Source organism: Streptomyces sp. NPDC059255 (assembly GCF_042752355.1).
GTDB lineage: Bacteria > Actinomycetota > Actinomycetes > Streptomycetales > Streptomycetaceae > Streptomyces.
Window position 1 is genome coordinate 19,199 of sequence record NZ_JBHYZP010000031.1, and the last position, 25,256, is coordinate 44,454.

Annotated in this window: 19 protein-coding genes; 12 read left to right on the plus strand and 7 right to left on the minus strand. The window is 72.3% G+C overall.

Annotation, left to right across the window (positions count from 1 at the left end):
* The first annotated feature begins 36 nt into the window (after positions 1–36).
* Complete coding sequence (locus tag ACFXKG_RS29590) at positions 37–1,293, plus strand: NlpC/P60 family protein (protein WP_384845568.1); 1,257 nt, start codon at positions 37–39, stop codon at positions 1,291–1,293.
* 46 nt (positions 1,294–1,339) lie between these two features.
* Here the strand turns inward: ACFXKG_RS29590 and ACFXKG_RS29595 are convergent, their stop codons facing one another.
* From ACFXKG_RS29595 to ACFXKG_RS29615, 5 genes are all read right to left on the minus strand, one after another.
* Positions 1,340–2,581, minus strand: coding sequence for a styrene monooxygenase/indole monooxygenase family protein (locus ACFXKG_RS29595; RefSeq protein WP_384845570.1), 1,242 nt, complete (start codon positions 2,579–2,581; stop codon positions 1,340–1,342).
* A 43-nt stretch (positions 2,582–2,624) separates the two neighbouring features.
* A complete protein-coding gene (locus ACFXKG_RS29600; RefSeq protein ID WP_384845572.1) occupies positions 2,625–3,380 on the minus strand; it encodes an ATP/GTP-binding protein in 756 nt (251 codons plus the stop codon).
* Positions 3,361–3,777, minus strand: coding sequence for a DUF742 domain-containing protein (locus ACFXKG_RS29605; RefSeq protein ID WP_365818218.1), 417 nt, complete (start codon positions 3,775–3,777; stop codon positions 3,361–3,363). Before ACFXKG_RS29605 ends, ACFXKG_RS29600 begins: the two co-directional genes overlap by 20 nt.
* Positions 3,774–4,244, minus strand: coding sequence for a roadblock/LC7 domain-containing protein (locus tag ACFXKG_RS29610; RefSeq protein ID WP_384845696.1), 471 nt, complete (start codon positions 4,242–4,244; stop codon positions 3,774–3,776). The genes ACFXKG_RS29605 and ACFXKG_RS29610 overlap by 4 nt, the downstream gene beginning before the upstream one ends.
* A gap of 98 nt (positions 4,245–4,342) precedes the next feature.
* Positions 4,343–7,378 carry a nitrate- and nitrite sensing domain-containing protein gene (locus ACFXKG_RS29615; protein ID WP_384845698.1) on the minus strand — a complete coding sequence of 1,012 codons (3,036 nt, stop codon included), beginning with the start codon at positions 7,376–7,378 and terminating at the stop codon, positions 4,343–4,345.
* A 456-nt stretch (positions 7,379–7,834) separates the two neighbouring features.
* Here ACFXKG_RS29615 and ACFXKG_RS29620 point away from each other — a divergent pair, with 456 nt between their 5' ends.
* Positions 7,835–8,617: a hypothetical protein gene (locus ACFXKG_RS29620; RefSeq protein ID WP_384845574.1), complete on the plus strand. Its 783-nt coding sequence runs from the start codon at positions 7,835–7,837 to the stop codon at positions 8,615–8,617.
* Positions 8,618–8,806: 189 nt separating this feature from the next.
* Here ACFXKG_RS29620 and ACFXKG_RS29625 read toward each other — a convergent pair whose 3' ends face one another.
* A complete protein-coding gene (locus ACFXKG_RS29625; protein ID WP_384845576.1) occupies positions 8,807–9,301 on the minus strand; it encodes a MarR family winged helix-turn-helix transcriptional regulator in 495 nt (164 codons plus the stop codon).
* Positions 9,302–9,508: 207 nt separating this feature from the next.
* Between ACFXKG_RS29625 and ACFXKG_RS29630 the strand changes: the two genes are divergently transcribed.
* Positions 9,509–10,357, plus strand: coding sequence for a lysozyme (locus tag ACFXKG_RS29630; protein ID WP_384845578.1), 849 nt, complete (start codon positions 9,509–9,511; stop codon positions 10,355–10,357).
* 237 nt (positions 10,358–10,594) lie between these two features.
* On the opposite strand, the gene lon is transcribed toward ACFXKG_RS29630, so the two are convergent.
* A complete protein-coding gene (lon, locus tag ACFXKG_RS29635; RefSeq protein WP_384845580.1) occupies positions 10,595–13,024 on the minus strand; it encodes an endopeptidase La in 2,430 nt (809 codons plus the stop codon).
* Positions 13,025–13,253: 229 nt separating this feature from the next.
* Here lon and ACFXKG_RS29640 point away from each other — a divergent pair, with 229 nt between their 5' ends.
* From ACFXKG_RS29640 to ACFXKG_RS29680, 9 genes are all read left to right on the plus strand, one after another.
* Entirely contained in the window at positions 13,254–13,829 is a 576-nt protein-coding gene (locus tag ACFXKG_RS29640; protein WP_384845582.1) for an RNA polymerase sigma factor, read from the plus strand.
* A 20-nt stretch (positions 13,830–13,849) separates the two neighbouring features.
* Entirely contained in the window at positions 13,850–14,866 is a 1,017-nt protein-coding gene (locus ACFXKG_RS29645) for a zf-HC2 domain-containing protein (RefSeq protein ID WP_384845700.1), read from the plus strand.
* A 74-nt stretch (positions 14,867–14,940) separates the two neighbouring features.
* Positions 14,941–15,825 carry an ABC transporter ATP-binding protein gene (locus ACFXKG_RS29650; protein WP_384845702.1) on the plus strand — a complete coding sequence of 295 codons (885 nt, stop codon included), beginning with the start codon at positions 14,941–14,943 and terminating at the stop codon, positions 15,823–15,825.
* Between the two features lie 293 nt (positions 15,826–16,118).
* Positions 16,119–17,447: a hypothetical protein gene (locus ACFXKG_RS29655; RefSeq protein ID WP_384845584.1), complete on the plus strand. Its 1,329-nt coding sequence runs from the start codon at positions 16,119–16,121 to the stop codon at positions 17,445–17,447.
* Between the two features lie 17 nt (positions 17,448–17,464).
* Positions 17,465–18,091 (plus strand): hypothetical protein, encoded by a 627-nt coding sequence (locus ACFXKG_RS29660; RefSeq protein WP_384845586.1) that lies wholly within the window; start codon positions 17,465–17,467, stop codon positions 18,089–18,091.
* A 109-nt stretch (positions 18,092–18,200) separates the two neighbouring features.
* Positions 18,201–18,932 (plus strand): spermidine synthase, encoded by a 732-nt coding sequence (locus ACFXKG_RS29665; protein ID WP_384845588.1) that lies wholly within the window; start codon positions 18,201–18,203, stop codon positions 18,930–18,932.
* A gap of 106 nt (positions 18,933–19,038) precedes the next feature.
* The gene (locus ACFXKG_RS29670; protein ID WP_329829404.1) at positions 19,039–19,776 is read left to right on the plus strand and encodes a response regulator transcription factor; all 738 of its coding nucleotides are present in this window, start codon (positions 19,039–19,041) and stop codon (positions 19,774–19,776) included.
* The gene (locus ACFXKG_RS29675) at positions 19,773–21,083 is read left to right on the plus strand and encodes an ATP-binding protein (protein WP_384845590.1); all 1,311 of its coding nucleotides are present in this window, start codon (positions 19,773–19,775) and stop codon (positions 21,081–21,083) included. The genes ACFXKG_RS29670 and ACFXKG_RS29675 overlap by 4 nt, the downstream gene beginning before the upstream one ends.
* 293 nt (positions 21,084–21,376) lie before the next feature.
* Positions 21,377–25,231, plus strand: a complete 3,855-nt coding sequence (locus ACFXKG_RS29680) for a multifunctional oxoglutarate decarboxylase/oxoglutarate dehydrogenase thiamine pyrophosphate-binding subunit/dihydrolipoyllysine-residue succinyltransferase subunit (protein ID WP_384845592.1) — start codon at positions 21,377–21,379, stop codon at positions 25,229–25,231.
* The last annotated feature ends 25 nt before the right edge of the window (positions 25,232–25,256 follow it).

The window sequence follows — 25,256 nt, forward strand, 5'->3', positions numbered from 1 at the left end:
TACTGGACGCCTTGTCCAGCAACCGGAGGTGATGACGTGCCAGGGAGAGTACGGCGATCCGTCTGTACGGCGGCACTGGCCACCGCGACCGTCCTGGCGGCGGTGGCCCCCGCGTACGCCGCCCCGGAACCCCCGCCCCTTCCGCCGCCCGCCCCCGTACCGTCGGCGTCGGCGTCGGTGTCGGCGTCAGGGGCTACGTCAGCGGCCGGTGGCCTCGGCGCGGTTCCCACCACCGTCTCCGGGCTCCTCGGCCGGCTCCAGCTTCTCTACCAGCAGACCGAGCAGGCGAGCGAGGCGTACAACGCCACCGAGGTCGAGCTGATCCGGCAGCGCGTCGAGGCCAGGAAGCTGACCGAGGATCTGAACCGGGCGCGGGCCGCGCTGGAGCGGAGCCGGGAGGACGCGGGGCTGCTGGCGCGCCGCCAGTACCAGGGGCAGTCCGACCTCTCCGACTACCTGCAACTGCTCCTCACCCCCGACCCGGGGCACATCCTGGACGACGGCTATCTGCTGGAGCGCGCGGCACGTTTCCGGGCGGGCACCATGCAGGGGCTGTCCCGCGGTGAGCACCAGGCCGCCGCGCTCGCGAGCGCGTCCCGTACGGCTCTCGACCGCCAGCGGGAGCTGGTGGAGCAGCAGAAGAAGCAGCGCGACACCGTCGGCTCCCGGCTCCGGCAGGTCGAGAAGCTGCTCGCCTCGCTCAGCGGTACGCAGCTCGCCTCGATCGCCGCACTGGAGAAGTCCGGTACGGAGCGGGCCCAGCGGGAGCTGATCGACTCGGGCGTCCTCGGGGACACCGTCGGCGCGGCCGGCGCCCCGGGCGCCCCCGGCGCCTCGTCCGCGACGCCTTCCGCGGCGGGCAGCCTGGCGCTGGAGTTCGCCGCCGGGCAGATCGGCAAGCCGTACGAGTGGGGCGCCGAGGGGCCCGGGTCGTACGACTGCTCGGGGCTCACCTCGCAGGCGTGGGCGCAGGCCGGGCACCCCATCCCCCGGACCAGCCAGGAGCAGTGGCGCGACCTCCCCCGGATCCCGCTGGACCAGCTGCGCCCCGGCGATCTGGTGATCTACTTCCCGGAGGCCACGCATGTCGCGATCTACCTCGGCGACGGGATGGTGATCCAGGCGCCGCGCCCCGGCACCCACGTCAAGGTCTCCCCCATCGCGGCCAACCCGCTGCTCGGCGCCGTACGCCCGGACCCCGCCGCCGCCCCGCTGGCCCCGGGCGTGTACGTCCCGCCGCCGTTGCCCCAGGGCGCGACGGACGGGTCCGACACCGGATACGGGGGGAGTTGAGGGGCAGGGGTGGGGAGCGGAGGGGCGCGGAAGGGCGGGCGGAAGGTCAGGGCGTGCTCGACGCCGCCTCCGCCAGGTACGCGTCCGCCTTCGCCGGGTCGTAGAAGAAGTGCTCGAAGTCCGACGGGTCGTCGAAGCCGTTCGCGAAGCGGTCGGCGACCGGCGGGAGCCGTTCCCCCGCGCCGATCAGGCCGAGGACGTGCTCCGGCGCCGGGCCGAGCATCGCGTTGGTCCACTTGGTGGCGTGCCGCGCCACGTCCCAGAAGCGGTCGAACGCCGCGCGCATCCACGCCTCGTCGAAGGGCCGGTCGCCGTGTCCGACGATCGAGTCCAGGTACGAGGCGGCGCACTTCGCGGCCGTGTTGGAGCCCTGGCCGGTGATCGGGTCGTTGGCGACGACGACGTCCGCGACGCCGAGGACGAGTCCTCCGCCCGGCAGCCGGCCGACCGGGTCGCGTACGGTCGGCGCGTACCGCCCCGTAAGGGTGCCCCCGGAGTCCGTCAGCTCGGCCTTGGTGGCCCGCGCGTGCTCCCAGGGGGTGAAGCGCTCCATCAGCTCCAGCGTGAGGGCAAGGTGCTGGGCGGGGCGCCTGACGCCCCGGAAGACGTCGAGCGGCCCTCCCGGGATCCCCTCCCAGAAGAGGATGTCCGCGCGGCCCGAGGTGGTGAGGGCCGGCATGACGAAGAACTCGCCGACGCCCGGCACCAGATTGCAGCGCACCGCCTCGACCCCGGGGTGCTCGGGGCGCGGCCCGACCCCGTGGACGTAACTGACCGCCAGCGCGCGCTGCGGGGCGTCGTACGGGGAGCGGGCGGCGTCGCGGGCGAACATCGAGACCAGCTCGCCCTTGCCCGCCGAGACCAGGGACAGGTCGTACATGCGGGAGAAGTAGTCCAGGTCGGAGACGGCCGCCCCGTGGATGACCAGTTGGCCGCCGCGGTGCGCGAAGGTCTCCAGCCAGCCGGCCATCTTGACGCGCTGGTCGACGGATTGGGCGTACCCGTTCAGCCGGCCGACCCAGTCGACGGCGCGTGAGGAGTCGGGGGCGGCGACGGAGACGCCGAGGCCCTCGATCCTCGGCGCCTGCGCCTCCCAGAAGTTGAGCCGGAGATCCCGTTCGTGCTGGAGCGCCGTGTCGAACATGCACTGCGTGGACATGACCCGGCCGGCCCGGATCTCGTCCGGCGTGCGGTTGGACATCAGCGTGACCTCGTACCCCCATGACTGGAGTCCGAGGGCGAGCTGGAGCCCGGACTGACCGGCTCCGACGATGAGGATCTTCCGCATGGGCGGCGCTGTCTCCGTTTGCGTGCGTGGTGCGGCGCCGACGCTACTCGGGAGAGAACTCCAGTGCGTGACGTACCAGCGCGAGCAGCGAATCGACCGCCGTGTTCCGGTCCCGCGCGTCCATGATCAGTACAGGGATGCTCTGCGGAATCGTCAAGGCGTCGCGCACGTCGTCCGGTTCGAACGGGGCGGCCCCGTCGAAGCGGTTGACGGCCACGACGTACGGCAGCCCGGAACTCTCGAAGTAGTCGAGCGCCGGGAAGCAGTCGTCGAGCCGGCGGGTGTCCGCCAGGATGATCGCGCCGATCGCGCCGCGTACCAGGTCGTCCCACATGAACCAGAAGCGCTGCTGGCCGGGCGTGCCGAAGAGGTACAGGACGAGGTCGTCGTCGAGGGTGATGCGCCCGTAGTCCATCGCCACCGTGGTGGTGGACTTGTCGGGCGTCGCGCTGAGGTCGTCGATGTCGGCGCTGGCCTCCGTCATCAGCGCCTCGGTCTGGAGCGGGACGATCTCGGAGACCGAGCTGACGAAGGTCGTCTTGCCGACGCCGAAGCCGCCCGCGATCACGATCTTGGTGGAGACCGGTGCGCGGGTACGGTCCAGCTGCCACGCCTGGAGCTCTTCCTCCGGCTCCGGCTCCGGCTCGGATTCCCGTGCCGGGTCGGGACCGGGCTCCCGTACGGGATCGGGCCCGGATTCCCGTACGGGTGCCGCTGCGGCCTCCCGTACGGAGGCACGCCCGGAGGCGGCGGTGACGTCGTCCGAAACCTCGGAGACGTCAGAGACGGCGGAGTCCACTCAGCACCCTTTCCAGCAACGCGTGGTCCGGATGACCGGTGTCATCGTGACCGGTTCCGTACACACGGATCTTTCCCTGATCGGCCAGGTCGCCGATGAGCACCCGGACCACGCCCAGCGGCATTTTGAGCAGCGCCGAGATCTCGGCGACGGTCCGCATCCGCCGGCACAGCTCGATGATGGCGAGCATCTCCGGCATGACACGGGTCGGGGCGTCGCCGTCCGTCAGTTCCTTGTGGACCTCGCCCGGTTCGAGGGCGGCGACGAATGTCTCCACCAGCAGGACGTGCCCGGAGCGGGTCCGTCCGCCGGTCAGCGAGTACGGGCGTACCCGGAGCGCCTTGCGGTCCGCCCCGCGCACCGGGAGGCGGTGCGCGGGGTCGGCGGCCGGGGTCATCCGGCGCTCTCGCTCTCCACGGAGGCTCGTAGTTCGTTGCGCAGCTCCGGGGTCAGTTTGTGTCCGACCCGGCCGACGAAGAGCGCCATGTGGTAGGCGACGACGCTCATGTCACAGTCCGCGGTGGCGTGCACGCCGAGCAGCGAGCCGTCGCTGATCGCCATGACGAAGAGGCTGCCCTCCTCCATCGCGATCATCGTCTGCTTGACCCCGCCGCCGTCCATCAGCTTCGCGGCGCCGATGGTGAGGCTGCCGACGCCCGAGACGATGGTGGCGAGGTCGGCGCTGGAGCCGCGCGGGCCGGCCTGGGCGGCTGCGGTGGCGGCGGCCGCCTCGGCGGTTCTGCCGGGGTCGGAGGAGAGCAGAAGCAGTCCGTCGGACGAGACCACGGCGACCGCGTGGACGCCGGGTACCTCCTCGACGAGGTTGCTCAGGAGCCAGTGCAGGTTACGCGCTTCGTTGCTCAGCCCGAAGGTGCCGGAGCCGGTGCCGGCTCCTCTTCCGGTGCCGGCACCGCTGCCGGCGCTGAAGCCCGTGCCTGTACCTGTACCTGTGCCGGTCGCAGTCAACTGCTTGCCTCCTTGACTGTGTCCCCCGTCGTCTCTCCGGTGTCCACCCCGGGGCTTCGCTCCGAGGGTGGGGTCTGCTCCATCAGTTCCGCCTCGGCATCGCGGCGGCCCTCGACGGTCCCCTGGTGGAAACCGCCGAGCCGGCGCCGCAGGGCTTCCGCGTCGACGCTGCCGGAGCGCCGGGTGGGTGCGGCGGCGGGCTTGATGACCCGGGGGGTGCGCTTGGGCAGCCCCTTGTCGGTGAGCGGTCCCGCGCCGGCCGCGGGGGCGGTCTCGGGCGCGGCCTCAGGGGTGGCCTCGGGGGTGGTGTCCGGGTTGGCGGGCGGGGTGCCGGCTGGGTCGCCGGCCTGGTGCGCGGGGTGCTGGGGCTGCCTGGGGTGCTGGGGCTGCCCGGGGTGCTGAGTCTGCTGAGGCTGCCGGGGCTGCTTGGGCAGCCGCATCTGGAAGGTGTCCTGGTCGGTGCCCTTGGTCCGCGGCTCGGCGTCGGGGACGCGCTCGTGGCGGTCGGGCCCGATGCCGTACGGGGCGGCGGGAGCGGGGACGGTGGCGGGAGCGGTGTGCTCCGGGGCAGCGGCGGGACCGGATCCGGCCCGTCGTGCCTCCTCCGCGCGGCGGATCGCCGCCTCGGCCGCGACCACCAGCGGATCGCGCTCGCCGTTGCTGTCCCGGACCCGGCTCGTACGGGTCGGCAGGGCGGGCGGGGCCGCCTTGGCCGTCCCGGCAGTACCGGCCGTCGACGGGGCCGCGGGGGCCGGGACGCCGATCGGCAGTACGGGGGCCGGCGGCACGGGGGCCGGCGGCACGGCCGCGAGCAGCGACTCCGGCAGGACGACGATCGCCGCGACCCCGCCCTCCTGGTGCTCGCGCAGCTCGACCTGGACGCCGTGGCGCGCCGCGAGCAGCGCGGCGACCCGCAGCCCGAGGCCCTCGCTCCCGGTGGTGTCCGGGCCGGCGCTCCCGCCGCCGCGGGGCGCGCGCGGCGGCTCGCCGGGGTTCTCCGGGGCGGCGAGCCGCACGTTCAGCTCGGCGAGCCGGTCCACGGACAGCCCGATGCCCTGGTCCTGTACGGAGAGCATCACCTCGCCGCTCTCCAGCATCCAGCCGGAGAGCCGCACCTCGGTCTCGGGCGGCGAGAACGACGCGGCGTTCTCCAGCAGCTCCGCGACGAGATGGCTCAGGTCGTCCGCGGCGAAGCCGGCCACCTGGGTGTCGGCGGGCACTTCCTGGATGGTGACGCGCTCGTACCGCTCGATCTCGCTGACGGCCGCGCGCAGCACGTCCACGAGCGGGACGGGCCCGGTGGGGCCGTGACCGTGCTCGTGGCCGGCGAGGACGAGCAGGTTCTCGCTGTGGCGGCGCATGACCGTCGCCATGTGATCGAGCTTGAAGAGGGTGGCGAGCCGCTCGGGGTCCTGCTCGCGGTCCTCCAGGCCCTCGATGACGCCGAGCTGACGCTCGACCAGGCCGAGGGTGCGCAGCGAGAGGTTGACGAAGGTGTGGTGGACGGTGTGGCGCAGCCGCTGGAGCTGGATGGTGAGTTCGGCCGTACGGTCCTGGAGTTCGGCGCGCTGCTCGGCGACCTTCTCGCGGGCGCCGAGCAGATCGCTGCGGTCGCTGTCGAGCCGGTCGGCGCGGCCCGCGAGGTCGAGGAGCTTGCCGTGCAGGGCGTTGACGGACCGTACGACCTGCGCGAACTCGTCGTTGCGGCCGGTGAAGCGGATCGCTTCCTCGGTGGCGGGCGCGGCGGAGAGCCGGGCGGCGCCGATCCGTACGACGGCGAGCGGCCTGGTGAGCGTACGGGCGACGGCGGTGGAGACGCCGACCGCGATGAGCAGGCAGCCGCCGAGGAGGGCGAGCTGAAGCTCCAGGCCGGTGACATCGTCGTCACGGAGCTGCGCGAGGCGTTCGACCTGGCCGGCGCCGAGGCCCGACTCGACGCCCCGCATCTGGTCGATCCGGGCGGAGAGCGAGGAGCCGACCTTGTCCTCGTCGGCCTTGCGGTCGGCCTCGGAGAGCTCGGGCCGGTCGGTGAGGCGGGTCAGATAGCTCTCGGCCGTCTTGACGTCGGGGCCCGTGACGGTGGAGGTGAGGGATTCGCGGGCGCCGGTGTCGGCGCTCTGGTCGAAGTCGGCCAGCGCGGCGAGTTCGCGGACGCGTGACTTCTGGGCGTCGGCGCTCAGTTCGTCGCGCAGTTGGGCGTTCTTCTTGTTGGTCGCGTCGCTCGTGGACTCGACGGGGAGCCCGGTGAGCGGGTCGTACTGGGGGGTGGTGGCCGTGTCGGCGGGCACGGCGAGCGCCGCCAGCAGCAGCCCGCGGGTGGCGGAGGCCTGCTCGACGGCGCGGCCGAGCGCGGCGGGGGCGCGGGTGCCGTCGGCGGCCTCGGGCGGGGTGTTCTCGGCCAGCTCGTCGGCGAGGGCCTGGAGCTTGTCGATGACCTCGGAGTACGCGCGGTACGCCTCCATCGCCGAGCCCTTCCCGGTGAGGGCGGCGCGGCGGATGGAGGGGACGGTGGAGAGGTCGCGCAGCAGGCCGGGAGAGGCCGAGCCGGTGGCGCGGATCTCGTCGATCTGGCGGTCGACCCGGGCGCTGCGCGTGTCGGAGATCGTGTACTTGGCCTTCTCCTCGTCCGTGCCGCCCGGCTGCTCGTCGCGGCCCGCGGCGATATAGACGATGACCTGGTCGCGTTCGTCGGCGAGGGAGTGGCCGAGGGTGACGGCCTGCTGGTTCAGCTCGGCGAGGGTGACCAGGTTCTGGGCGTCGTTGAGTTCGGCGGAGGCGGCCAGTACGGCGGGGGCGCCGGCCGCGATGACCGTGACGCCCACGAAGGCGACCCCGGTGACCAGCCGGTTACGTACCCTCACACGGCGTCCTTCCGGAGGCTTCACGGCCTCGGCTGGGGTGGCCGCCGGGGGCGTGGCGGCTGGGGTGGCCGCATCGGTCGTACCGGTCGCACCGGTACCCGTAGGGGTCGCGGCACTGGTGGCCGTGCCTGTGGCCGTGACACTCTTGCCCCGAGGCCGCTTCTTCTGCACCGGTGCTCGCATTCTTGACTCGTCCGCCCATGAAGCAGAGGTGACGGCCGGTCCGGTCAGAAACGCGGTAACCCCACCCCCACCACTGGTTTGGCTTTCGGCTGTCGACCATTCCAGCGCTTCGGGGAAGGAGGCGCGCATCGGCCGCTCCGCCACCTGGACGAGTGAACATCACGACGAGTTGGCGAACAACTCTTCCCCGTCGGGGAGCTGCTGGAACATGGCACGCCGGGTGGACCTTCCGGGCGGGCTTTGGCAGGATGCCCGCCCGCAGCTCAGCGGAGCCGCCCGGGCCGCCGGCCCGCTCGGCCCGATCCGCTCCTCCGTGACTCCCGCGCACGCTCATTCTGACCGAATCCCAGTGGTTGAGCGGGCGTAACAGGAAGATCGACATGACATGTAGGGCCTGTGAAGGAATCATGCGGGTGGTGCGACGGGTCAGGCAGACTGGAGCGCATGCGCGTCGAACAGGCCACCTCGCCCGGCAACACCGCCCGCCCCAATGAGGACTGGGCGGGCGTGGCACTGCCCGCGGCGGGTGAGGGCGGGGTCCTGGTGGCCCTCGACGGGGTGACGCCACCCGCAGGTGAGGATGGTTGTGTGCATGGCGTGCCGTGGTTCACGGCCAGGCTGGGCGGGGCCCTTCTGGAACTGTCCGGTTCCCGACGGGATATGACGCTGGCACAGGTTCTCGCCGCGTCGATCGGCCGTACGGCGGATGCCCACCGGGACACCTGTGACCTTTCTCTCACGCGCACTCCGCAGGCCACGGTCGTCCTCGCGCGCTGGGGCCGGGACACGGTCGAGCACCTCGTCCTCTCGGACTCGACGCTGCTGCTGGAGTCCCCGGACGGGGCGGTACGGGCGGTGCTGGACGACCGTCTCGACCGGCTCCCGCGCGAGGTGCTGCGCTCGGTCGCGGCGACGGACGCGCTGCGCAACGCGGAGGGCGGCTTCTTCACGGCGGCGGCGGACCCGTCGGTCGCGGAGCGGGCGGTGACGGGCCGTACCCCGGCGGCGGAGGTACGGTCCCTGCTCGCGCTGACGGACGGCGCGTCCCGGTGGGTGGAGGTGTTCCGGGAGGGCGGCTGGGCGGACTGTCTGGCACTGGTCCGCAAGAGCGGTCCGCAGGAGCTGATCGACCGGGTGCGGGCGGCGGAGTCGGCGGATCCGGACGGCACGGCGTTCCGCAGGGGGAAGACGAACGACGACGCGACGGTGACGTACGTGGAGCTGTGAGGCGGCCGGCGTCCCGGGTCCCGCCGTCCGGGACCCGCTTGCCGCTTCTCGCTTGCCGCTTGCCGCTTCTCGTTTCCCGCTCGCCGCTCGCCGCTCCCCGAATCCCGCGTTCCGGGTCCCGCTTGCCGCTTGCCGCCCCGTTCCGCCCGCTCCGTTCGCGGAGTCATCGGCTCTCGGCTCCCGGAGTGCTCAGCTCTCGGCGGTGGCGTTGAGCTGGTGCAGCAGCCGGGCCAGTTCGGCGATCTCCGCGCGGTCCCAGCCGGCCAGCTTCCGTACGTACCGCTCCCGGCGCGCGCCCCGGACCCGCAGGAAGCGTGACCTGCCCTCGTCGGTGATCCGGATGAGCCAGGCGCGCCCGTCGGCCGGGTCGGGCTCCCGGCTCACCAGTCCGAGTTCTTCCAGGGCGCGCAGCTGGCGGCTCATCGTGGCCTTGCCGACGCCGAAGTATCCGGCGAGATCGGTGGCCCGCTGAGCGCCGCCGTCCTCCAGCCGTACGAGAAGTCCGTAAGCCGCCGGTTCCAGTTCCGGATGGACTTCTCGCGCCATTTCCCCGGAGTTGGCACGGGCCCGGCGGAGAAAGACCGCCAGTTCCCTTTCCAGGGCGAGGAATTCCTGGTCCACACCACTCCTTGTCGCGGGGTCCGGTTCAGGTGCCGTACCGCTCCCGTGCACGTCAACAGCCATCGCGCGCTTTCCACCCCCGAAAGTTTCTGCCACCGGCGGCCATTGCCGCAGCATGTTCAGTATTTCAGGGGTTTATACCAACGGCACTGGCGTGGCACCCTTCCGCCGTCCGGGTCTACGTGCGTAGCTTCAATACTGGCATGTTCACTCCACTGACATGCCGACAGGTCATGATCTCCCCCCACCGAGGTCTTCGGAGGCACATCCATGCCCGTCCCCAGATCCCGCGTCTCCGGCCGCTCCAGAATCGCCGCGGCCGCCGCCCTCACCGCCATTCTCGCGCTCGTCCTCACTCTCCCCGGTGCGGCGAGCGCGGCCCCCGTCCCCACGGACCCGCCGGCGAGCATCCCCCCGCGCGGCTCGGCCCACATGGGTATGGGCGTCATCGCGCACGACGGCCAGGGCCCCCTGCCCCGGGGCGACCGGGCCGCCCAGACGGAAGGCGTCGACGTCTCCAGCCACCAGGGGAACGTCGACTGGCCGGCCCTGTGGAACAGCGGGGTGAAGTGGGCCTATGTGAAGGCCACCGAGGGGAACTACTACAAGAACCCCTACTTCACCCAGCAGTACAACGGCTCGTACAACGTCGGCATGATCCGCGGCGCGTACCACTTCGGCACGCCCAACGACTCCAGCGGCGCCAACCAGGCGAACTACTTCGTCGACGGCGGGGGCGGCTGGTCCCGCGACGGCAAGACCCTGCCGGGCGTGCTGGACATCGAGTGGAACCCGTACGGCGCCTCCTGCTACGGCAAGACGCCGGCGCAGATGGTCGACTGGATCCGCGACTTCGTGACCACGTACAAGGCGCGCACCGGCCGGGACGCCGTGATCTACACGGCGACGAGCTGGTGGAAGACGTGCACGGGCAACTACGCGGGCTTCGGCTCCACCAACCCGCTGTGGATCGCCCGCTATGACACGACCATCGGCGAGCTGCCCGCGGGCTGGGGGTTCCAGACGATCTGGCAGTACACGTCGACGGGGCCGATCGTGGGTGACCACAACCGGTTCAACGGCGCCCTGGACCGCGTACAGGCGCTGGCCAACGGCTGACCGCTCCCCGCGTCACGGGACAGTCGGGAGGCAGCCGCGGGGCAGCCACGGGACAGTCGCGATGCAGTCGTGGGACATCGCGGGCGAGTGACGGTGCGGGACCCGGTCGGAGCGGAGGGCCTGCCGGGACCGTACGGTCGCACCGCCGCCCGGTGACACGACGAGGCCGCCCGGCCCCCCTCATGGTCGAGGGGGGGCCGGGCGGCCTCCGTGCGCCGGGGTGCCGCGCGGACCGGCTCAGGCCGCGGCGGGGACCCGTACCTCCGCCGGGGCGAGCGCGAGCTCCAGGACCTGGCGGACGTCCGTCACCGGGTGGACCTCCAGCTTGTCGAGGATCTCGGCGGGGACGTCGTCCAGGTCGGCCTCGTTGCGCTTGGGGATCACGACGGTCGTGATGCCCGCACGGTGCGCGGCCAGCAGCTTCTGCTTGAGGCCGCCGATGGGCAGCACGCGGCCCGTCAGCGAGACCTCGCCGGTCATGGCGACGTCCGTACGGACCTGCCGGCCGCTCAGCAGCGAGGCCAGCGCGGTCGTCATCGTGATGCCCGCGCTCGGGCCGTCCTTCGGCACCGCGCCCGCCGGGAAGTGGATGTGCACGCCCCGGTCCTTCAGATCGGCCACCGGCAGCTCCAGTTCCGCGCCGCGCGAGCGCAGGAAGGAGAGCGCGATCCGGGCCGACTCCTTCATCACGTCGCCGAGCTGTCCGGTCAGGGTCAGCCCGGCGCCGCCCGTCTCGGCGTCGGCGAGCGACGCCTCCACGAAGAGGACGTCACCGCCCGCGCCGGTGACCGCGAGACCGGTCGCCACGCCCGGGACCGCCGTGCGGCGCTCCGCCGGGTCCTGCGCGGACTCCGGTACGTGGTGCGGCCGTCCGATCAGCCCGCGCAGGCCGTCGGCGCCGAGGGTGAACGGCAGCTCCCGGTCGCCCAGCTCGTGTTCGGCCGCGATCTTGCGGAGCAGCCGGGCGATCGAGCGCTCCAGGTTCCGCACGCCCGCCTCGCGGGTGTACTCGCCCGCCAGCTTGCGCAGCGCGCCGTCCTCCAGGGTGACCTCGCCGGGCTCCAGGCCCGCGCGCTCCAACTGCCGGGGCAGCAGGTGGTCCCGGGCGATGACGATCTTCTCGTCCTCCGTGTAGCCGTCGAGGCGTACGAGTTCCATACGGTCGAGCAGCGCCTCGGGAATGGCCTCCAGGACGTTGGCCGTGGCGAGGAAGACCACGTCGGAGAGGTCCAGCTCGACCTCCAGGTAGTGGTCGCGGAAGGTGTGGTTCTGCGCCGGGTCGAGGACTTCGAGCAGCGCCGCCGCGGGGTCGCCGCGGAAGTCGGAGCCGACCTTGTCGATCTCGTCGAGCAGGACGACCGGGTTCATCGAACCGGCCTCCTTGATCGCCCGGACGAGGCGCCCCGGCAGGGCTCCGACGTACGTACGCCGGTGGCCGCGGATCTCCGCCTCGTCGCGTACGCCGCCGAGCGCGACCCGGACGAACTTCCGCCCCATGGCGTGCGCGACGCTCTCGCCCAGCGAGGTCTTGCCGACACCGGGCGGCCCGACGAGGGCGAGGACGGCGCCGCCGCGGCGGCCGCCGACGACCCCGAGACCGCGGTCCGCGCGGCGCTTGCGCACGGCCAGGTACTCGGTGATGCGTTCCTTCACGTCCTCCAGGCCGGCGTGTTCGGCGTCCAGGACGGACCGGGCGCCCCTGATGTCGTACCGGTCCTCGGTCCGTTCGTTCCACGGCAGTTCCAGCACGGTGTCGAGCCAGGTGCGGATCCAGGAGCCCTCGGGGCTCTGGTCGGAGGAGCGCTCCAGCTTGTCGACCTCCTTGAGCGCGGCCTCCCGGACCTTCTCGGGGAGGTCGGCGGCCTCGACGCGCGTCCGGTAGTCGTCGGACTCGTCGTCGCCATCCTCGCCGTTGAGCTCGCGCAGCTCCTTGCGTACGGCGTCGAGCTGGCGGCGCAGCAGGAACTCGCGCTGCTGCTTGTCGACGCCTTCCTGGACGTCCTTGGCGATCGACTCGGCGACGTCCTGCTCGGCGAGGTGTTCCCGGAGCTGCTCGGTGGCGAGCTTCAGCCGGGCGACCGGGTCGGTGGTCTCCAGCAGGGCGACCTTCTGCGCGGTGGAGAGGAAGGGCGAGTAGCCGGAGTTGTCGGCGAGCGCCGAGACGTCGTCTATCTGCTGGACGCGGTCGACGACCTGCCAGGCGCCCCGCTTCTTGAGCCAGTCGGTGGCCAGCGCCTTGTACTCGGTGACCAGTTCGGCCACGGCGCCGGGCAGCGGTTCGGGCGCGCTCTCGTCGACGCCGATCCCCTCGACCCAGAGGGCGGCGCCGGGCCCGCTCGTACCGGCCCCGATCCGTACGCGGCCCCGGCCGCGGATGAGCGCGCCGGGATCCCCGTCGGAGAGCCGGCCGACCTGCTCGACGGTCCCGAGCACACCGGTACCGGCGTAGCTCCCGTCGATCCGCGGCACGAGCAGGACGCGGGGCTTTCCGGCGCCCTTGCCGCCCGCGCCGTCCCCGCCGCCGTCCCGGACGGCCGCTTGCGCGGCCTCCACGGCGGCACGGACCTCGGCGTCGGACAGATCGAGCGGCACGACCATGCCGGGCAGCACGACCTCGTCGTCGAGCGGCAGTACGGGAAGCGTGAGCGGTGTGGAGGTGGAAGCCATGGTCTCCCCTTCGGCGTGAAACACGGCGGGACGGCGATACGGCGGTAGCAGTCGGATACCGTCAAGCAAGTTGAGCTATACGGGCTCAATGCTTATGAGCCGGAGATTGTTCCCCCGCTCCAGCTCCCCCGCGTTCGCTCTGAGCGATCGTGTTCACGCACCCCGTCCGGGTGCGTGAACCGGTCCGGGCGGATCGGGCGATAGAGAGGGCGTGAGACTGTTCCGCCCCATGGGGGGAGACCACGACGACGCCGCGCTGCTGCGCGCGGTCGCGCGCGGCGACGCGGCGGGGGCCGAGGCGCTGGCCGAGCTGTACGACCGGCACTCCGGGTGGCTGCTCGCCCGGCTGTCGCGGCGGTGCGCCGATCCCGAGACCGTACGGGAGGTCCTTCAGGACACGTTCCTGACCGTATGGCGCTCGGCGGGGTCGCACCGCGGCGGTGAGGCGGGCGGCTGGCTGTGGGTGATCGCCGCGCGGCGGCTGGTCGACGCGGTGCGGGCGCGGTCCAGGGCGGAGCGCGGTACGTCCTGGCGGCCGGAGTACGAGCCGCCGGCCCACGCGCCGTCCGCCGAGGAACGCGTCCTGGCCGGGCTGGAGTACGGCGATGTCGGCGCCGCCCTCGACCGGATCTCCCCCGAGCTGCGCGACGTGCTGCGCGCGACGGTCGTCGACGGGCTCACCACCCGCGAGACGGCGCGGCTGCTCGGCATCCCGGAGGGCACGGTCAAGACCCGCGCGATGCGGGCGCGCAAGGAGCTGCGCGCCGCGCTGGAACGCATCGCTCCGCTGGGAGGAACGGCATGAGGGACGGCGTGAGGGATGGCATGGGGAACGGCACGGGGGACAGCGGGAGCGCCGGAGCGGGCCGGGCGGCCGGGGCGTGGCACGTGGCGGAGGCACTGGCGGCCCGGTACGCGGCGGGCACCGCCCCGGAGCCGGACGCCTGGTCGTTGGAGAAGCACATCGAAGCGTGCGGCGCGTGCGCCGTCCGGGTGTCCGCGGCGGTACGGGGGACCGCCGCGGGCACCGTACTCGCCGACGTACGGGGCTCCCTGCTCGCCGCGGTCACCCCGCCGCCCCCGCGCACCGACGAGGCTCCGCACTCCGGTCCCGGGTACGGGCGTGGCCGTGGGTTCGGGCGGGATCGTGGGTTCGGGCGGGCACCCGGGTTCGGGCGGGCTCCGGCTGTCGGGTTCGGCGCGCGGGTGCTGTGGGCGGCGGGTCCCGCGCTGCGCGGATCCTGGCTGGTCGCGCTGGTGCTGGTCGCGGCGGGGGCGGTCGGGCTGGCGTACGCCACCGGCTTCACGGGCGCCCGCCCGCTGCTGCTGGCACTGGCCCCGGTGCTGCCGCCCGCCGGGGTCGCCGTGTCGTACGGGCGGTACGCGGATCCGATGCACGAGATCGGCGCGGCCACCCCGGGCGGCGGGCTGCGGCTGCTGCTGACCAGGACCGCCGTCGTCCTCGCGGTGAGCCTGCCGCCGCTGACACTGGTCGGGGTGCTGCTGCCGACCGCCGCACCGGGCACGCCCGCCGCGGCGGCCTGGCTGCTGCCGGGGCTGGCGCTGACGCTGGCCGCGCTGGCGCTCGGCTCGTACATCGGGCACCGGCCGGCGGCCTGCGCGGTCGGCGCGGCGTGGGCGCTGGCCCTCTCCGTACCGCTGCTGAGAACGGCGCGCGCCGGGGCGGCCCCGGACGAACTGGTCGAACTCTCCGCGCAGCTGGCCCGGTTGCTGTCCGGGACGGCGGCGCAGGGCCTCTGGGGCGCGGGGGTGGCGGTGTGCGCGGCCGTGCTGGTGGCGCGGCGGCACTCCTTCGACCGGCCGGCCCCGGGGCACTGGTGAATCGTCCGATGGACCCGCACAACGCGGAAACGAAGAACAACGAGAAGAACAACGAAAGAAACGAGGGCCGCGGTATGACCGCGTCGGTGGCGGTACACGGGTTGACGGTCAGGCACCGCAAGAAGGTCGCGCTGGACGCTGTGCATCTGGGCTTCGGCAAGGGTGTGCACGGGCTGCTCGGCCCGAACGGCGCGGGCAAAACCTCCCTGATCCGGGTGCTGGCGACGGTTGCCGCGCCGGCCGGCGGGCGGGTGGAGCTGCTGGGCCGCGATGTCGCGGAGCACCGTGGCCGCGCGGAGGTGCGGCGGCGGCTCGGCTATCTGCCGCAGCAGTTCGGCTATTACCCGGGTTTCACGGTGCGCGAGTTCGTCGCGTACGTGGCATGGCTCAAGGAGATGGACGCGGCCGGCGTACCGGCGGCGGTGGAGCGCGCGGTGGAGCGGGTGGGGCTCGCGGACCGGATCGACGCGAAGGTGAAGACGCTGTCGGGGGGCATGGTGCGGCGGGTGGGCATCGCGCAGGCGCTCGTCAACGAGCCGGAACTGCTGCTGCTAGACGAGCCGACGGCCGGTCTCGATCCGGAGCAGCGGGTCGAATTCCGCGCACTGCTCCGGGAGGTCGGCACCACGGCCACGGTGATCGTCTCGACGCATCTCGTGGAGGACGTCGCGGCGGCCTGCTCGGAGGTGACGCTGCTGGAGGCGGGCCGGGTGGCGTTCCGGGGGACGACAGCGGATCTGACGGCGCTGGGCGAGAACACCGGGGAGGACCGGCGAGAAGCTTGCGGGGCGGGGGGCGGGGTCAGTATCGGGGCCCGGGCCGGGGCCGGCGACCATCCGATCGAACGCGGCTACACGGCGGCGCTACGGTCCCACCGCACCGGCGCCGCGCGGGGCCGAGCGGGGACCACAGCCGCCACCCCGGCCACCGCCACCGCCGGATCCGAGGGCGCCGAGTGAGCGCCTCCGACGCCCCTGACATCTCTGGCATCTCCGACATCCCCGATATCCCCGGCGCCCCCGACGTCCCCGACGTCCCGGATTCCCACGGCTCCGGGGCGGCGCACGGGGCATCGGGTATCGGAACGCCCGACATCGGAAGGCCGGAGATCGGGGCGTCGAGGATCCCGGCACCCGGCACCGGAACGCCGGAGATCGAGGCGCCTGGGATCCGGACGCCCGGTATCAGAACGCCGCGAACCCGCCCCACCCGACCTGTGACCACCTCCGCCGCCACGGCCACGATAACCGCCGTGGCCGCCGCCGATTCCGCCAAGACCGGCGATCCCGGCGCCCTCGTACCGCCCACCATCCCGCCCCCGCACCGCCGGACCCGTGGCGTCCTGGGGACCGAGTTGCGGCGCGGCGTCGGGCCCTGGTCCGCGGGTGCCGTGGTGGTCGTCTGCTGGGTGACGATGTACGGCAAGTCGCCCCAGTGGATGGGCCGCTGGACGGAGACCACCGGCCTGCTACGCGTCATGCTGCTGATCTGCGGGCCGCTCGCCGTCGCCGTCGGCTGCTGGCAGGGCGGGCGGGAGCGGCGGCGGGCCACCGGGGACCTGCTCGCCTCGCTCCCCCGCGCCCCGCTGCGCCGGACGCTGCTCGCCGTGGCGCCCGCCGCGGTGTGGCCGCCCGCCGGGTATCTCCTCGCCGCGGCGGGGTGTGCCCTGGCGACCTGGCCGTACACCGGTGGCGGCCGGCCGTTCCTGTCGCAGACCGCCGCCGACGCCGTGGCCATGGCGGCGCTCGGGGTGCTCGGTTTCGTGGCCGGCCGGCTGATCCGCTGGCGACTGGCAGCGCCACTGCTCGCCGCCGTCACCTATATCGGGCTCGGCATACCCGCGTACGCGGACTCCCCGGCCCGCTGGCTCGGCCCGGCCTACCAGCACTGGTACTTCTGGGACCGGCCGGTGTGGTGGTTCGGGCCCGCCTCGATGGTGTGGACCGCCGGGCTCGCCGGGGCGGCGCTGCTCGCGTACGCCGCCCGGCGCCGTACCAGCGCGCTGCTGCCGCTCACGGCCGCCTGCGCCGCAGCCGTGGTGCTGACGCAGACCGGCGACGGGCTGTGGCGCCCCGACCCGGCGGCGGCCCGGCTGGTCTGCGACGACGGCACCCCGAGGGTGTGCGTCACCGCCGTCGACCGGAAGCTGCTGCCGTCGGTGTCGGCCGCGCTCGCCGACCTCAACGCCAAGCTGCGCGGCGTCCCCGGCGCGCCGGTCCGCTGGATCGACGGCCCCCGCGCGCCCGGCCCCGGGGAATGGCAACTTCCCAGTCCCTTCAGGCTCTCCGAGCGCGGCGAGATCCCCGATCCGGCCTACTACGCCAACTGGGCCGTCGGTTATCTCTTCTCGCAGGACTGCTCGGGCACCGACTTCGACACTCCGGCCGCCCGGCGGGCCGCCGCGGTCAACGACGCCGTCCGGCAGTGGCTCGCGCCGCACCCGGACACCAACATCCCGCTGCCCGGAAGCGAGGTCCATCTGCGGCGGCTGAGCGCCATGGACCGGGCGGAGAGCCGCGCCTACCTCACGCTCTATATGGCCGCCGATCTCTGCCGGGCCGACCAGGTGCCCGTCCCATGATCCGAGGTGCCCGTTCCATGAATCCCCCCGCGCAAAAGACCCGAACGCCGCTCACGCTGTACGCCCGGTCGCGCGCCATGCCCGCCACCCTCGGCGCGCTCGCCGGTGTCGCGCTCGCCGCCGCGTGGGCCGCATGGTGGCTCCAGGCGCAGCCCGGATTCGACCATTCGGCCCGAGTCCCGGTGGTGGTGCTCGCGCCGCTGCTCGCCTCGGCGGCCATCGGAACCGGCATGTACACGTACAGCGACGAGTTGGACCGCACGGCCGTACGCCCCTGGTGGCCCCGGCGGCTGGCCGTGCTGCTCGGCCTCACGGCGCTCGCCGCGGCACTGCTCGCCCTCGGCGTCCCCGGCCACCCGGAGGCGTTCGGGGGACCCGCGGCCGTACGGAACCTGCTCGGCGCCGTCGGGGTCACTGCGGGCGCCGCCGCGCTGCTGGGGGCGCGGCTGAGCTGGCTGCCGATGACGGCGTACACGAGCGCGGTCTACCTCGCGGCGCCCCGAGCGCCGGGCGGCGCCGCCGCGCTGTGGGCCTGGCCGCTCCAGCCGGGGCCGCAGGCCTGGGCGTGGGCGGCGGCGGTGGTGGCGTACGGATGCGGCGCCGGGGTGTACGTGTGGCGCGGGGCCCGCCGGGAGGATCACTGACGGCGGCGCGCCTGACCGCCCCGCCCCGCCGCCGTAAACCGGATTGTCCTGGCCCACCCCTCGCGACCAGGATGTGAGTACCATCCGCCGGCCGAGGGAGACGCTCAGCATGTCCGTACCCGACCCGGATTCCGGTCCCGTCACGCTCGACCGACGCGAGAGCCCCTACGGGGAGGTCGTCCTGCGGCGGCGGGGCGAGGAGCTGGAGATCATCTCCAACGGCTGCTTCCTGATGGACACGTCGGACGGCCGTTCGGAGCGACTGCTCGTCGATGCCGCTTACAGCGCTTTCGCCGCTCATAGCGCTTACGCCTCGCCCGGCCCGGAAGACTCCGGAACCGGAAGCGAGCGGCGGCCCTCCGTGCTCATCGGCGGTCTCGGCGTCGGGTTCTCCCTCGCGCACGCCGCCGCCGATCCGCGCTGGGGAGCCATCGCCGTCGTCGAGCGCGAGCAGGCCGTCATCGACTGGCACCGGGACGGCCCCCTTACGCGCATTTCGGGCGGAGCGCTCGCCGATCCGCGCGTTGTGATCCATCACACCGATCTTGTGAAGTACGTACAAGCGACCACGGAGCGTTACGACGCGCTTTGTCTGGACATCGACAACGGCCCCGAGTGGACCGTCACGGAGGACAACGAGAACCTCTATTCGCCGGCCGGACTCGCCGCGTGCCACAGGCGGTTGAAGCCGGGCGGCGTCCTCGCCGTATGGTCGGCGAACCCCTCTCCGAGATTCGGTGAAGCGTTGCGGAATGCCGGATTCACCGGGGTAAGGGAGGAAGAGATCCAAGTTGCCCGAGGCGTACCCGACGTGGTCCATCTCGCTGTTCGCACTGCGTAGCCGGAACCCTCCCGCTGCCTCTACGCTGCTCCCCACACACGGATGTGCATACTTCATGCACAGATCGCGGATCAAGGATCGCGGAACGCGTACCAGGGGCGGGGCGATGGAGCAGACACACACCAGCCACAACGGAGTCGCGGCGACGCCCGGCGCCCAGCGGCGGGTCCTCGTCGTCGAGGACGACGCGACGATCGTCGACGCCATCGCCGCCCGGCTGCGGGCCGAGGGCTTCCTCGTGCAGACGGCGGTGGACGGGCCCGCGGCGGTGGACGCGGCCGAGGCGTGGCAGCCGGACCTGATGGTCCTCGACATCATGCTGCCCGGCTTCGACGGCCTGGAGGTCTGCCGCCGCGTACAGGCGCAGCGCCCGGTGCCGGTGCTGATGCTGACGGCGCGGGACGACGAGACCGACATGCTGGTCGGGCTCGGCGTCGGCGCGGACGACTACATGACCAAGCCGTTCTCCATGCGGGAGCTGGCGGCGCGGGTGCACGTGCTGCTGCGCCGGGTGGAGCGGGCGGCGCTCGCCGCGGTGACGCCGCGCAGCGGCATCCTGCGCCTGGGCGAGCTGGAGATCGACCACGCGCAGCGCCGGGTACGGGTGCGTGGTGATGACGTGCACCTGACGCCCACCGAGTTCGACCTGCTGGTCTGCCTGGCGAACACCCCGCGCGCGGTGCTCTCCCGGGAGCAGTTGCTCGCCGAGGTGTGGGACTGGGCGGACGCCTCGGGCACCCGTACGGTCGACAGCCACATCAAGGCGCTGCGCCGGAAGATCGGCGCCGAGCGGATCCGAACCGTCCACGGCGTGGGCTACGCCCTGGAGACCCCGGCACCATGACCCTGCCGGGGGACGCGGTGGACCGGATCGGCGACAGTGGGAATGACGGCAGCGGGAATGACGGCAGCGGGAGTGACGGCGGCGACGGCCATCACGGTGCCGGACGCGACGGTCGCCGGCGCTCTCCGGCCGGCGCGCGCCAGGGTCCGCGTCCCGGTCCGCGCCCGCGTCCGGGCCGGGGTCCGGGTCGGGGTCCCGGCCGGACGCGCCTGACGGCGCTGCGGAGGTTCGGGGCGACCGACGGGTCCTGGCCGCTCTTCTCGATCAAGTCCAAGCTGGTCACCCTGGTCGTCGTCTCCGTCCTGATCACCACCGGTCTGCTGATCGTGGCGTCGCGCACGGAGACCGAGCTGCGCTTCATCACCGTCTTCTCGATGATCGCGACGCTGCTGATCACCCAGTTCGTGGCGCACGGGCTGACCGCGCCGCTGGACGAGATGAACACCGTCGCCAAGGGCATCTCGCACGGCGACTACACGCGCCGGGTCCGTGCCGACCGCCGGGACGAGCTGGGCGATCTCGCCTCCACGATCAACCGGATGGCCGATGACCTGGAGGCCGAGGACCGGCACCGCAAGGAGCTGATCGCCAACGTCTCGCACGAGCTGCGCACGCCCATCGCGGCCCTGCGCGCCGTACTGGAGAACGTGGTGGACGGGGTGTCCGCCGCCGATCCGGAGACGATGCTGACGGCGCTGCGGCAGACCGAGCGGCTGGGGCGGCTGACGGAGACACTGCTCGACCTCTCCCGGCTCGACAACGGGGTCGTACCGCTGCGCGCGCGGCGCTTCGAGGTGTGGCCGTACCTCTCGGGCGTGCTCAAGGAGTCCAATCTGGCGTCCTCGCAGCGCGGCTCCGTCGCCGGGTCCGCCTCCGGGAACAACACCCGTAGCGATGTCCATCTGCATCTCGACGTCTCGCCCCCGGAGCTGACCGCGCACGCGGACGCGGAGCGGCTGCACCAGGTCGTCGCCAACCTCATCGACAACGCGGTCAAGCACAGCCCGCCGCACGGCCGGGTCACGGTGCGCGCGCGGCGCGGCGAGACGCCCGAATCGCTGGACCTGGAGGTCCAGGACGAGGGACCCGGCATCCCCGAGCCGGAGCGCCACAAGGTCTTCGAGCGCTTCAACCGGGGCACGGTCCCCTCCCCGCACGGCCCAGGCAGCGACGGCGGCACGGGGCTCGGCCTGGCGATCGCCCGCTGGGCGGTCGATCTGCACGGCGGGCGGATAGGAGTGGCCGAATCAGCACGTGGCTGTCTGATCCGAGTCACTCTCCCGGGCGTACCCCGGGCACACGTTTGACGTAGAGTTCGAAGAGAAAGCGCATGATCTCCGGGTACGGAGTCGGGGACGCGCGGGCTTCAGGGCCGTGGACCGGCGGTGGCTGGGGTGTGGCCGATAAGTGATGTGTTCGGTCACATGCCCCTGGCATTGCGGAACCTGGCTAGTTTCCCGCCATTTCATACGCCGAAACCCGTCGTCGGATGTGACGTGCACGACGATGGCACGCCTGGCCTGCACGTTACGGCCAGGTAGGCGTAGCCTTGATTCCCGCTGTCCATCACCTTGTGAAGCGGAAGAGGGCGGTTCACGCCGTGTCGTCTCAGTCCCCCAGTAACGCGAGCATCTCGACCGACGAAGCGGGCCAGGGCACCAACCCTGCCGCCGCCTTCGGAGCCAATGAGTGGCTTGTCGACGAGATCTACCAGCAGTACCTCCAGGATCCGAATTCGGTCGACCGTGCCTGGTGGGACTTCTTCGCCGACTACAAGCCGGGCACGCCCGGCACGGCGGGCAGGTCCGAGGAGGCCGCGGGGACCGCGGCCCCGGGCTCCGCGGCCACCGCGCCGGCGCCCGCGCAGGCAGCACCGGCCGCGAAGGCAGCGCCCGCCGCCCCGGTCGCGCCCGCCGCGCCGGCGAAGCCCGCGGCGCAGGCCCCGGCCGCCGCTCCGGCCCAGGCCCCCGCCGCACCGGCCGCCGCACCGGCGAAGGCAGCCCCCGCCCCGGCGCCCGCGAAGCCCGCCGCGGCGCCCGCGCAGCCGGCCCCGGCCAAGGCGGCTCCGGCCACCGAGGCGCCCGCGGGCCCCGAGTACGTGACGCTGCGCGGCCCGTCGGCCGCCGTCGCGAAGAACATGAACGCCTCGCTGGAGCTGCCCACGGCCACCTCCGTGCGCGCCGTCCCGGTGAAGCTGCTCTTCGACAACCGCATCGTCATCAACAACCACCTGAAGCGCGCGCGCGGCGGCAAGATCTCCTTCACGCACCTCATCGGGTACGCGATGGTGCAGGCCATCAAGGCCATGCCGTCGATGAACTACTCCTTCGCGGAGCGCGACGGCAAGCCGACGCTGGTCAAGCCCGAGCACGTCAACTTCGGTCTCGCCATCGACCTGGTGAAGCCCAACGGGGACCGCCAGCTCGTCGTCGCCGGCATCAAGAAGGCCGAGACGCTCAACTTCTTCGAGTTCTGGCAGGCGTACGAGGACATCGTCCGCCGCGCCCGCAACAACAAGCTGACGATGGACGACTTCACCGGCGTCACCGTCTCGCTGACCAACCCGGGCGGCCTCGGCACGGTGCACTCCGTGCCGCGTCTGATGCCCGGTCAGTCGGTCATCATGGGCGTCGGTTCGATGGACTACCCGGCCGAGTTCCAGGGCACGTCGCAGGACACCCTGAACAAGCTGGGCATCTCCAAGGTCATGACCCTGACCTCGACGTACGACCACCGCGTCATCCAGGGCGCCGCCTCCGGCGAGTTCCTGCGGATCGTCAGCCAGCTCCTCCTCGGCGAGAACGACTTCTACGACGAGATCTTCCAGGCGCTGCGCATCCCGTACGAGCCGGTCCGCTGGCTCAAGGACATCGACGCCTCGCACGACGAGGACGTCACGAAGCCCGCCCGGGTCTTCGAGCTGATCCACTCCTACCGCGTCCGCGGCCATGTCATGGCCGACACGGACCCGTTGGACTACCTCCAGCGCAAGCACCCCGACCTCGACATCACCGAGCACGGGCTGACGCTGTGGGACCTGGAGCGCGAGTTCGCCGTCGGCGGTTTCGCGGGCAAGTCGATGATGAAGCTCCGCGACATCCTCGGCGTGCTGCGCGACTCGTACTGCCGCACCACCGGCATCGAGTTCATGCACATCCAGGACCCGAAGCAGCGCAAGTGGCTCCAGGACCGGATCGAGCGCGGCGCGCACTCCAAGCCGGAGCGCGAGGAGCAGCTGCGGATCCTGCGCCGGCTCAACGCGGCCGAGGCGTTCGAGACGTTCCTCCAGACGAAGTACGTCGGTCAGAAGCGGTTCTCGCTGGAGGGCGGCGAGTCCGTCATCCCGCTGCTCGACGCGATCATCGACTCGGCCGCCGAGTCCCGCCTCGACGAGGTCGTCATCGGCATGGCCCACCGCGGCCGGCTCAACGTCCTCGCGAACATCGTCGGCAAGTCGTACGCGCAGATCTTCCGGGAGTTCGAGGGCAACCTCGACCCGAAGTCGATGCACGGCTCCGGCGACGTCAAGTACCACCTGGGCGCCGAGGGCACCTTCACCGGTCTGGACGGCGAGCAGATCAAGGTCTCGCTGGCCGCGAACCCCTCGCACCTGGAGGCGGTCGACCCGATCCTGGAGGGCATCGCCCGCGCCAAGCAGGACATCATCAACAAGGCCGGTACGGACTTCACGGTCCTGCCGCTCGCGCTCCACGGCGACGCGGCCTTCGCGGGCCAGGGCGTCGTCGCCGAGACGCTCAACATGTCGCAGCTGCGCGGCTACCGCACCGGCGGCACGGTCCACGTCGTGATCAACAACCAGGTCGGCTTCACCGCCGCCCCGGAGTCCTCGCGCTCGTCGATGTACGCGACGGACGTGGCCCGCATGATCGAGGCGCCGATCATCCACGTGAACGGTGACGACCCGGAGGCCGTCGTCCGCGTCGGACGGCTCGCCTTCGAGTTCCGCCAGACGTTCAACAAGGACGTCGTCATCGACCTGATCTGCTACCGCCGCCGCGGCCACAACGAGGGCGACAACCCGCAGTTCACCAACCCGCAGATGGTCCGCCTGATCGACAAGAAGCGCTCGGTGCGCAAGCTCTACACCGAGTCGCTGATCGGCCGCGGCGACATCACGCTGGAAGAGGCGGAGCAGGCGCTCCAGGACTTCCAGGGCCAGCTGGAGAAGGTCTTCGCGGAGGTCCGCGAGGCCACCTCGCACGCCGGGCCCGTCCAGGTCCCGGACGCGCAGGCGGAGTTCCCGGTGGCCGTGGAGACCGCGGTCTCCCAGGAGGTCGTCAAGCGGATCGCCGAGTCGCAGGTCAACATCCCGGACACCGTCACCGTCCACCCGCGCCTGATGCCGCAGATGCAGCGCCGCGCGGCCTCGGTGGAGGACGGCACGATCGACTGGGGCATGGGCGAGACCCTGGCCATCGGCTCGCTGCTGATGGAGGGCACGCCGGTCCGCCTCTCGGGCCAGGACACCCGCCGCGGCACGTTCGGCCAGCGCCACGCGGTCCTGGTCGACCAGGGCACCGGCGAGGACTACACCCCGCTCCAGTACCTGACCGCCGAGCAGGCCCGCTACAACGTCTACGACTCGCTGCTCAGCGAGTACGCGGCGATGGGCTTCGAGTACGGCTACTCCCTGGCCAGGCCGGACGCGCTGGTCATGTGGGAGGCGCAGTTCGGTGACTTCGTCAACGGCGCGCAGACCATCGTGGACGAGTTCATCTCGTCCGCCGAGCAGAAGTGGGGCCAGACCTCCGGCGTCACGCTGCTGCTGCCGCACGGCTACGAGGGCCAGGGCCCGGACCACTCGTCCGCCCGCCCCGAGCGCCTGCTCCAGATGTGCGCGCAGAACAACATGACGATCGCCATGCCGACGCTGCCGTCGAACTACTTCCACCTGCTGCGCTGGCAGGTCCACAACCCGCACCACAAGCCGCTCGTCGTCTTCACCCCGAAGTCGATGCTGCGTCTGAAGGCGGCGGCGTCCTCGGCGGAGGAGTTCACCACCGGCGGCTTCCGCCCGGTGATCGGCGACAGCAGTGTCGAGCCGGACGCGGTCCGCAAGGTCGTCTTCTGCTCCGGCAAGGTCTACTACGACCTGGACGCCGAGCGGAAGAAGCGCGGCGTCACGGACACCGCGATCCTTCGCCTGGAGCGGCTGTACCCGCTGCCGGGCGCGGAACTCCAGGCCGAGATCGCCAAGTTCCCGAACGCCGAGAAGTACCTGTGGGCGCAGGAGGAGCCGGCGAACCAGGGTGCCTGGCCGTTCATCGCGCTCAACCTGATCGACCACCTGGACCTGGCGGTCGGCGCCGACATCCCGGGCGCCGAACGACTGCGGCGCATCTCGCGCCCGCACTCCTCGTCCCCGGCGGTCGGCTCGGCCAAGCGCCACCAGGCGGAGCAGGCCCAGCTCGTCAACGAGGTCTTCGACGCCTGAGCACTCGCTCACCTGTTGTACAGAT

Bases quoted from the DNA above. Each gene is read 5' to 3' on its own strand.
- ACFXKG_RS29595 (WP_384845570.1), bottom strand. From the start codon at position 2,581: ATGCGGAAGATCCTCATCGTCGGAGCCGGTCAGTCCGGGCTCCAGCTC.
- ACFXKG_RS29605 (WP_365818218.1), bottom strand. From the start codon at position 3,777: ATGACCCCGGCCGCCGACCCCGCGCACCGCCTCCCGGTGCGCGGGGCG.
- ACFXKG_RS29620 (WP_384845574.1), top strand. From the start codon at position 7,835: ATGCGCGTCGAACAGGCCACCTCGCCCGGCAACACCGCCCGCCCCAAT.
- ACFXKG_RS29625 (WP_384845576.1), bottom strand. From the start codon at position 9,301: ATGGCTGTTGACGTGCACGGGAGCGGTACGGCACCTGAACCGGACCCC.
- ACFXKG_RS29630 (WP_384845578.1), top strand. From the start codon at position 9,509: ATGCCCGTCCCCAGATCCCGCGTCTCCGGCCGCTCCAGAATCGCCGCG.
- lon (WP_384845580.1), bottom strand. From the start codon at position 13,024: ATGGCTTCCACCTCCACACCGCTCACGCTTCCCGTACTGCCGCTCGAC.
- ACFXKG_RS29640 (WP_384845582.1), top strand. From the start codon at position 13,254: ATGGGGGGAGACCACGACGACGCCGCGCTGCTGCGCGCGGTCGCGCGC.
- ACFXKG_RS29645 (WP_384845700.1), top strand. From the start codon at position 13,850: ATGGGGAACGGCACGGGGGACAGCGGGAGCGCCGGAGCGGGCCGGGCG.
- ACFXKG_RS29650 (WP_384845702.1), top strand. From the start codon at position 14,941: ATGACCGCGTCGGTGGCGGTACACGGGTTGACGGTCAGGCACCGCAAG.
- ACFXKG_RS29660 (WP_384845586.1), top strand. From the start codon at position 17,465: ATGAATCCCCCCGCGCAAAAGACCCGAACGCCGCTCACGCTGTACGCC.
- ACFXKG_RS29665 (WP_384845588.1), top strand. From the start codon at position 18,201: ATGTCCGTACCCGACCCGGATTCCGGTCCCGTCACGCTCGACCGACGC.
- ACFXKG_RS29670 (WP_329829404.1), top strand. From the start codon at position 19,039: ATGGAGCAGACACACACCAGCCACAACGGAGTCGCGGCGACGCCCGGC.
- ACFXKG_RS29675 (WP_384845590.1), top strand. From the start codon at position 19,773: ATGACCCTGCCGGGGGACGCGGTGGACCGGATCGGCGACAGTGGGAAT.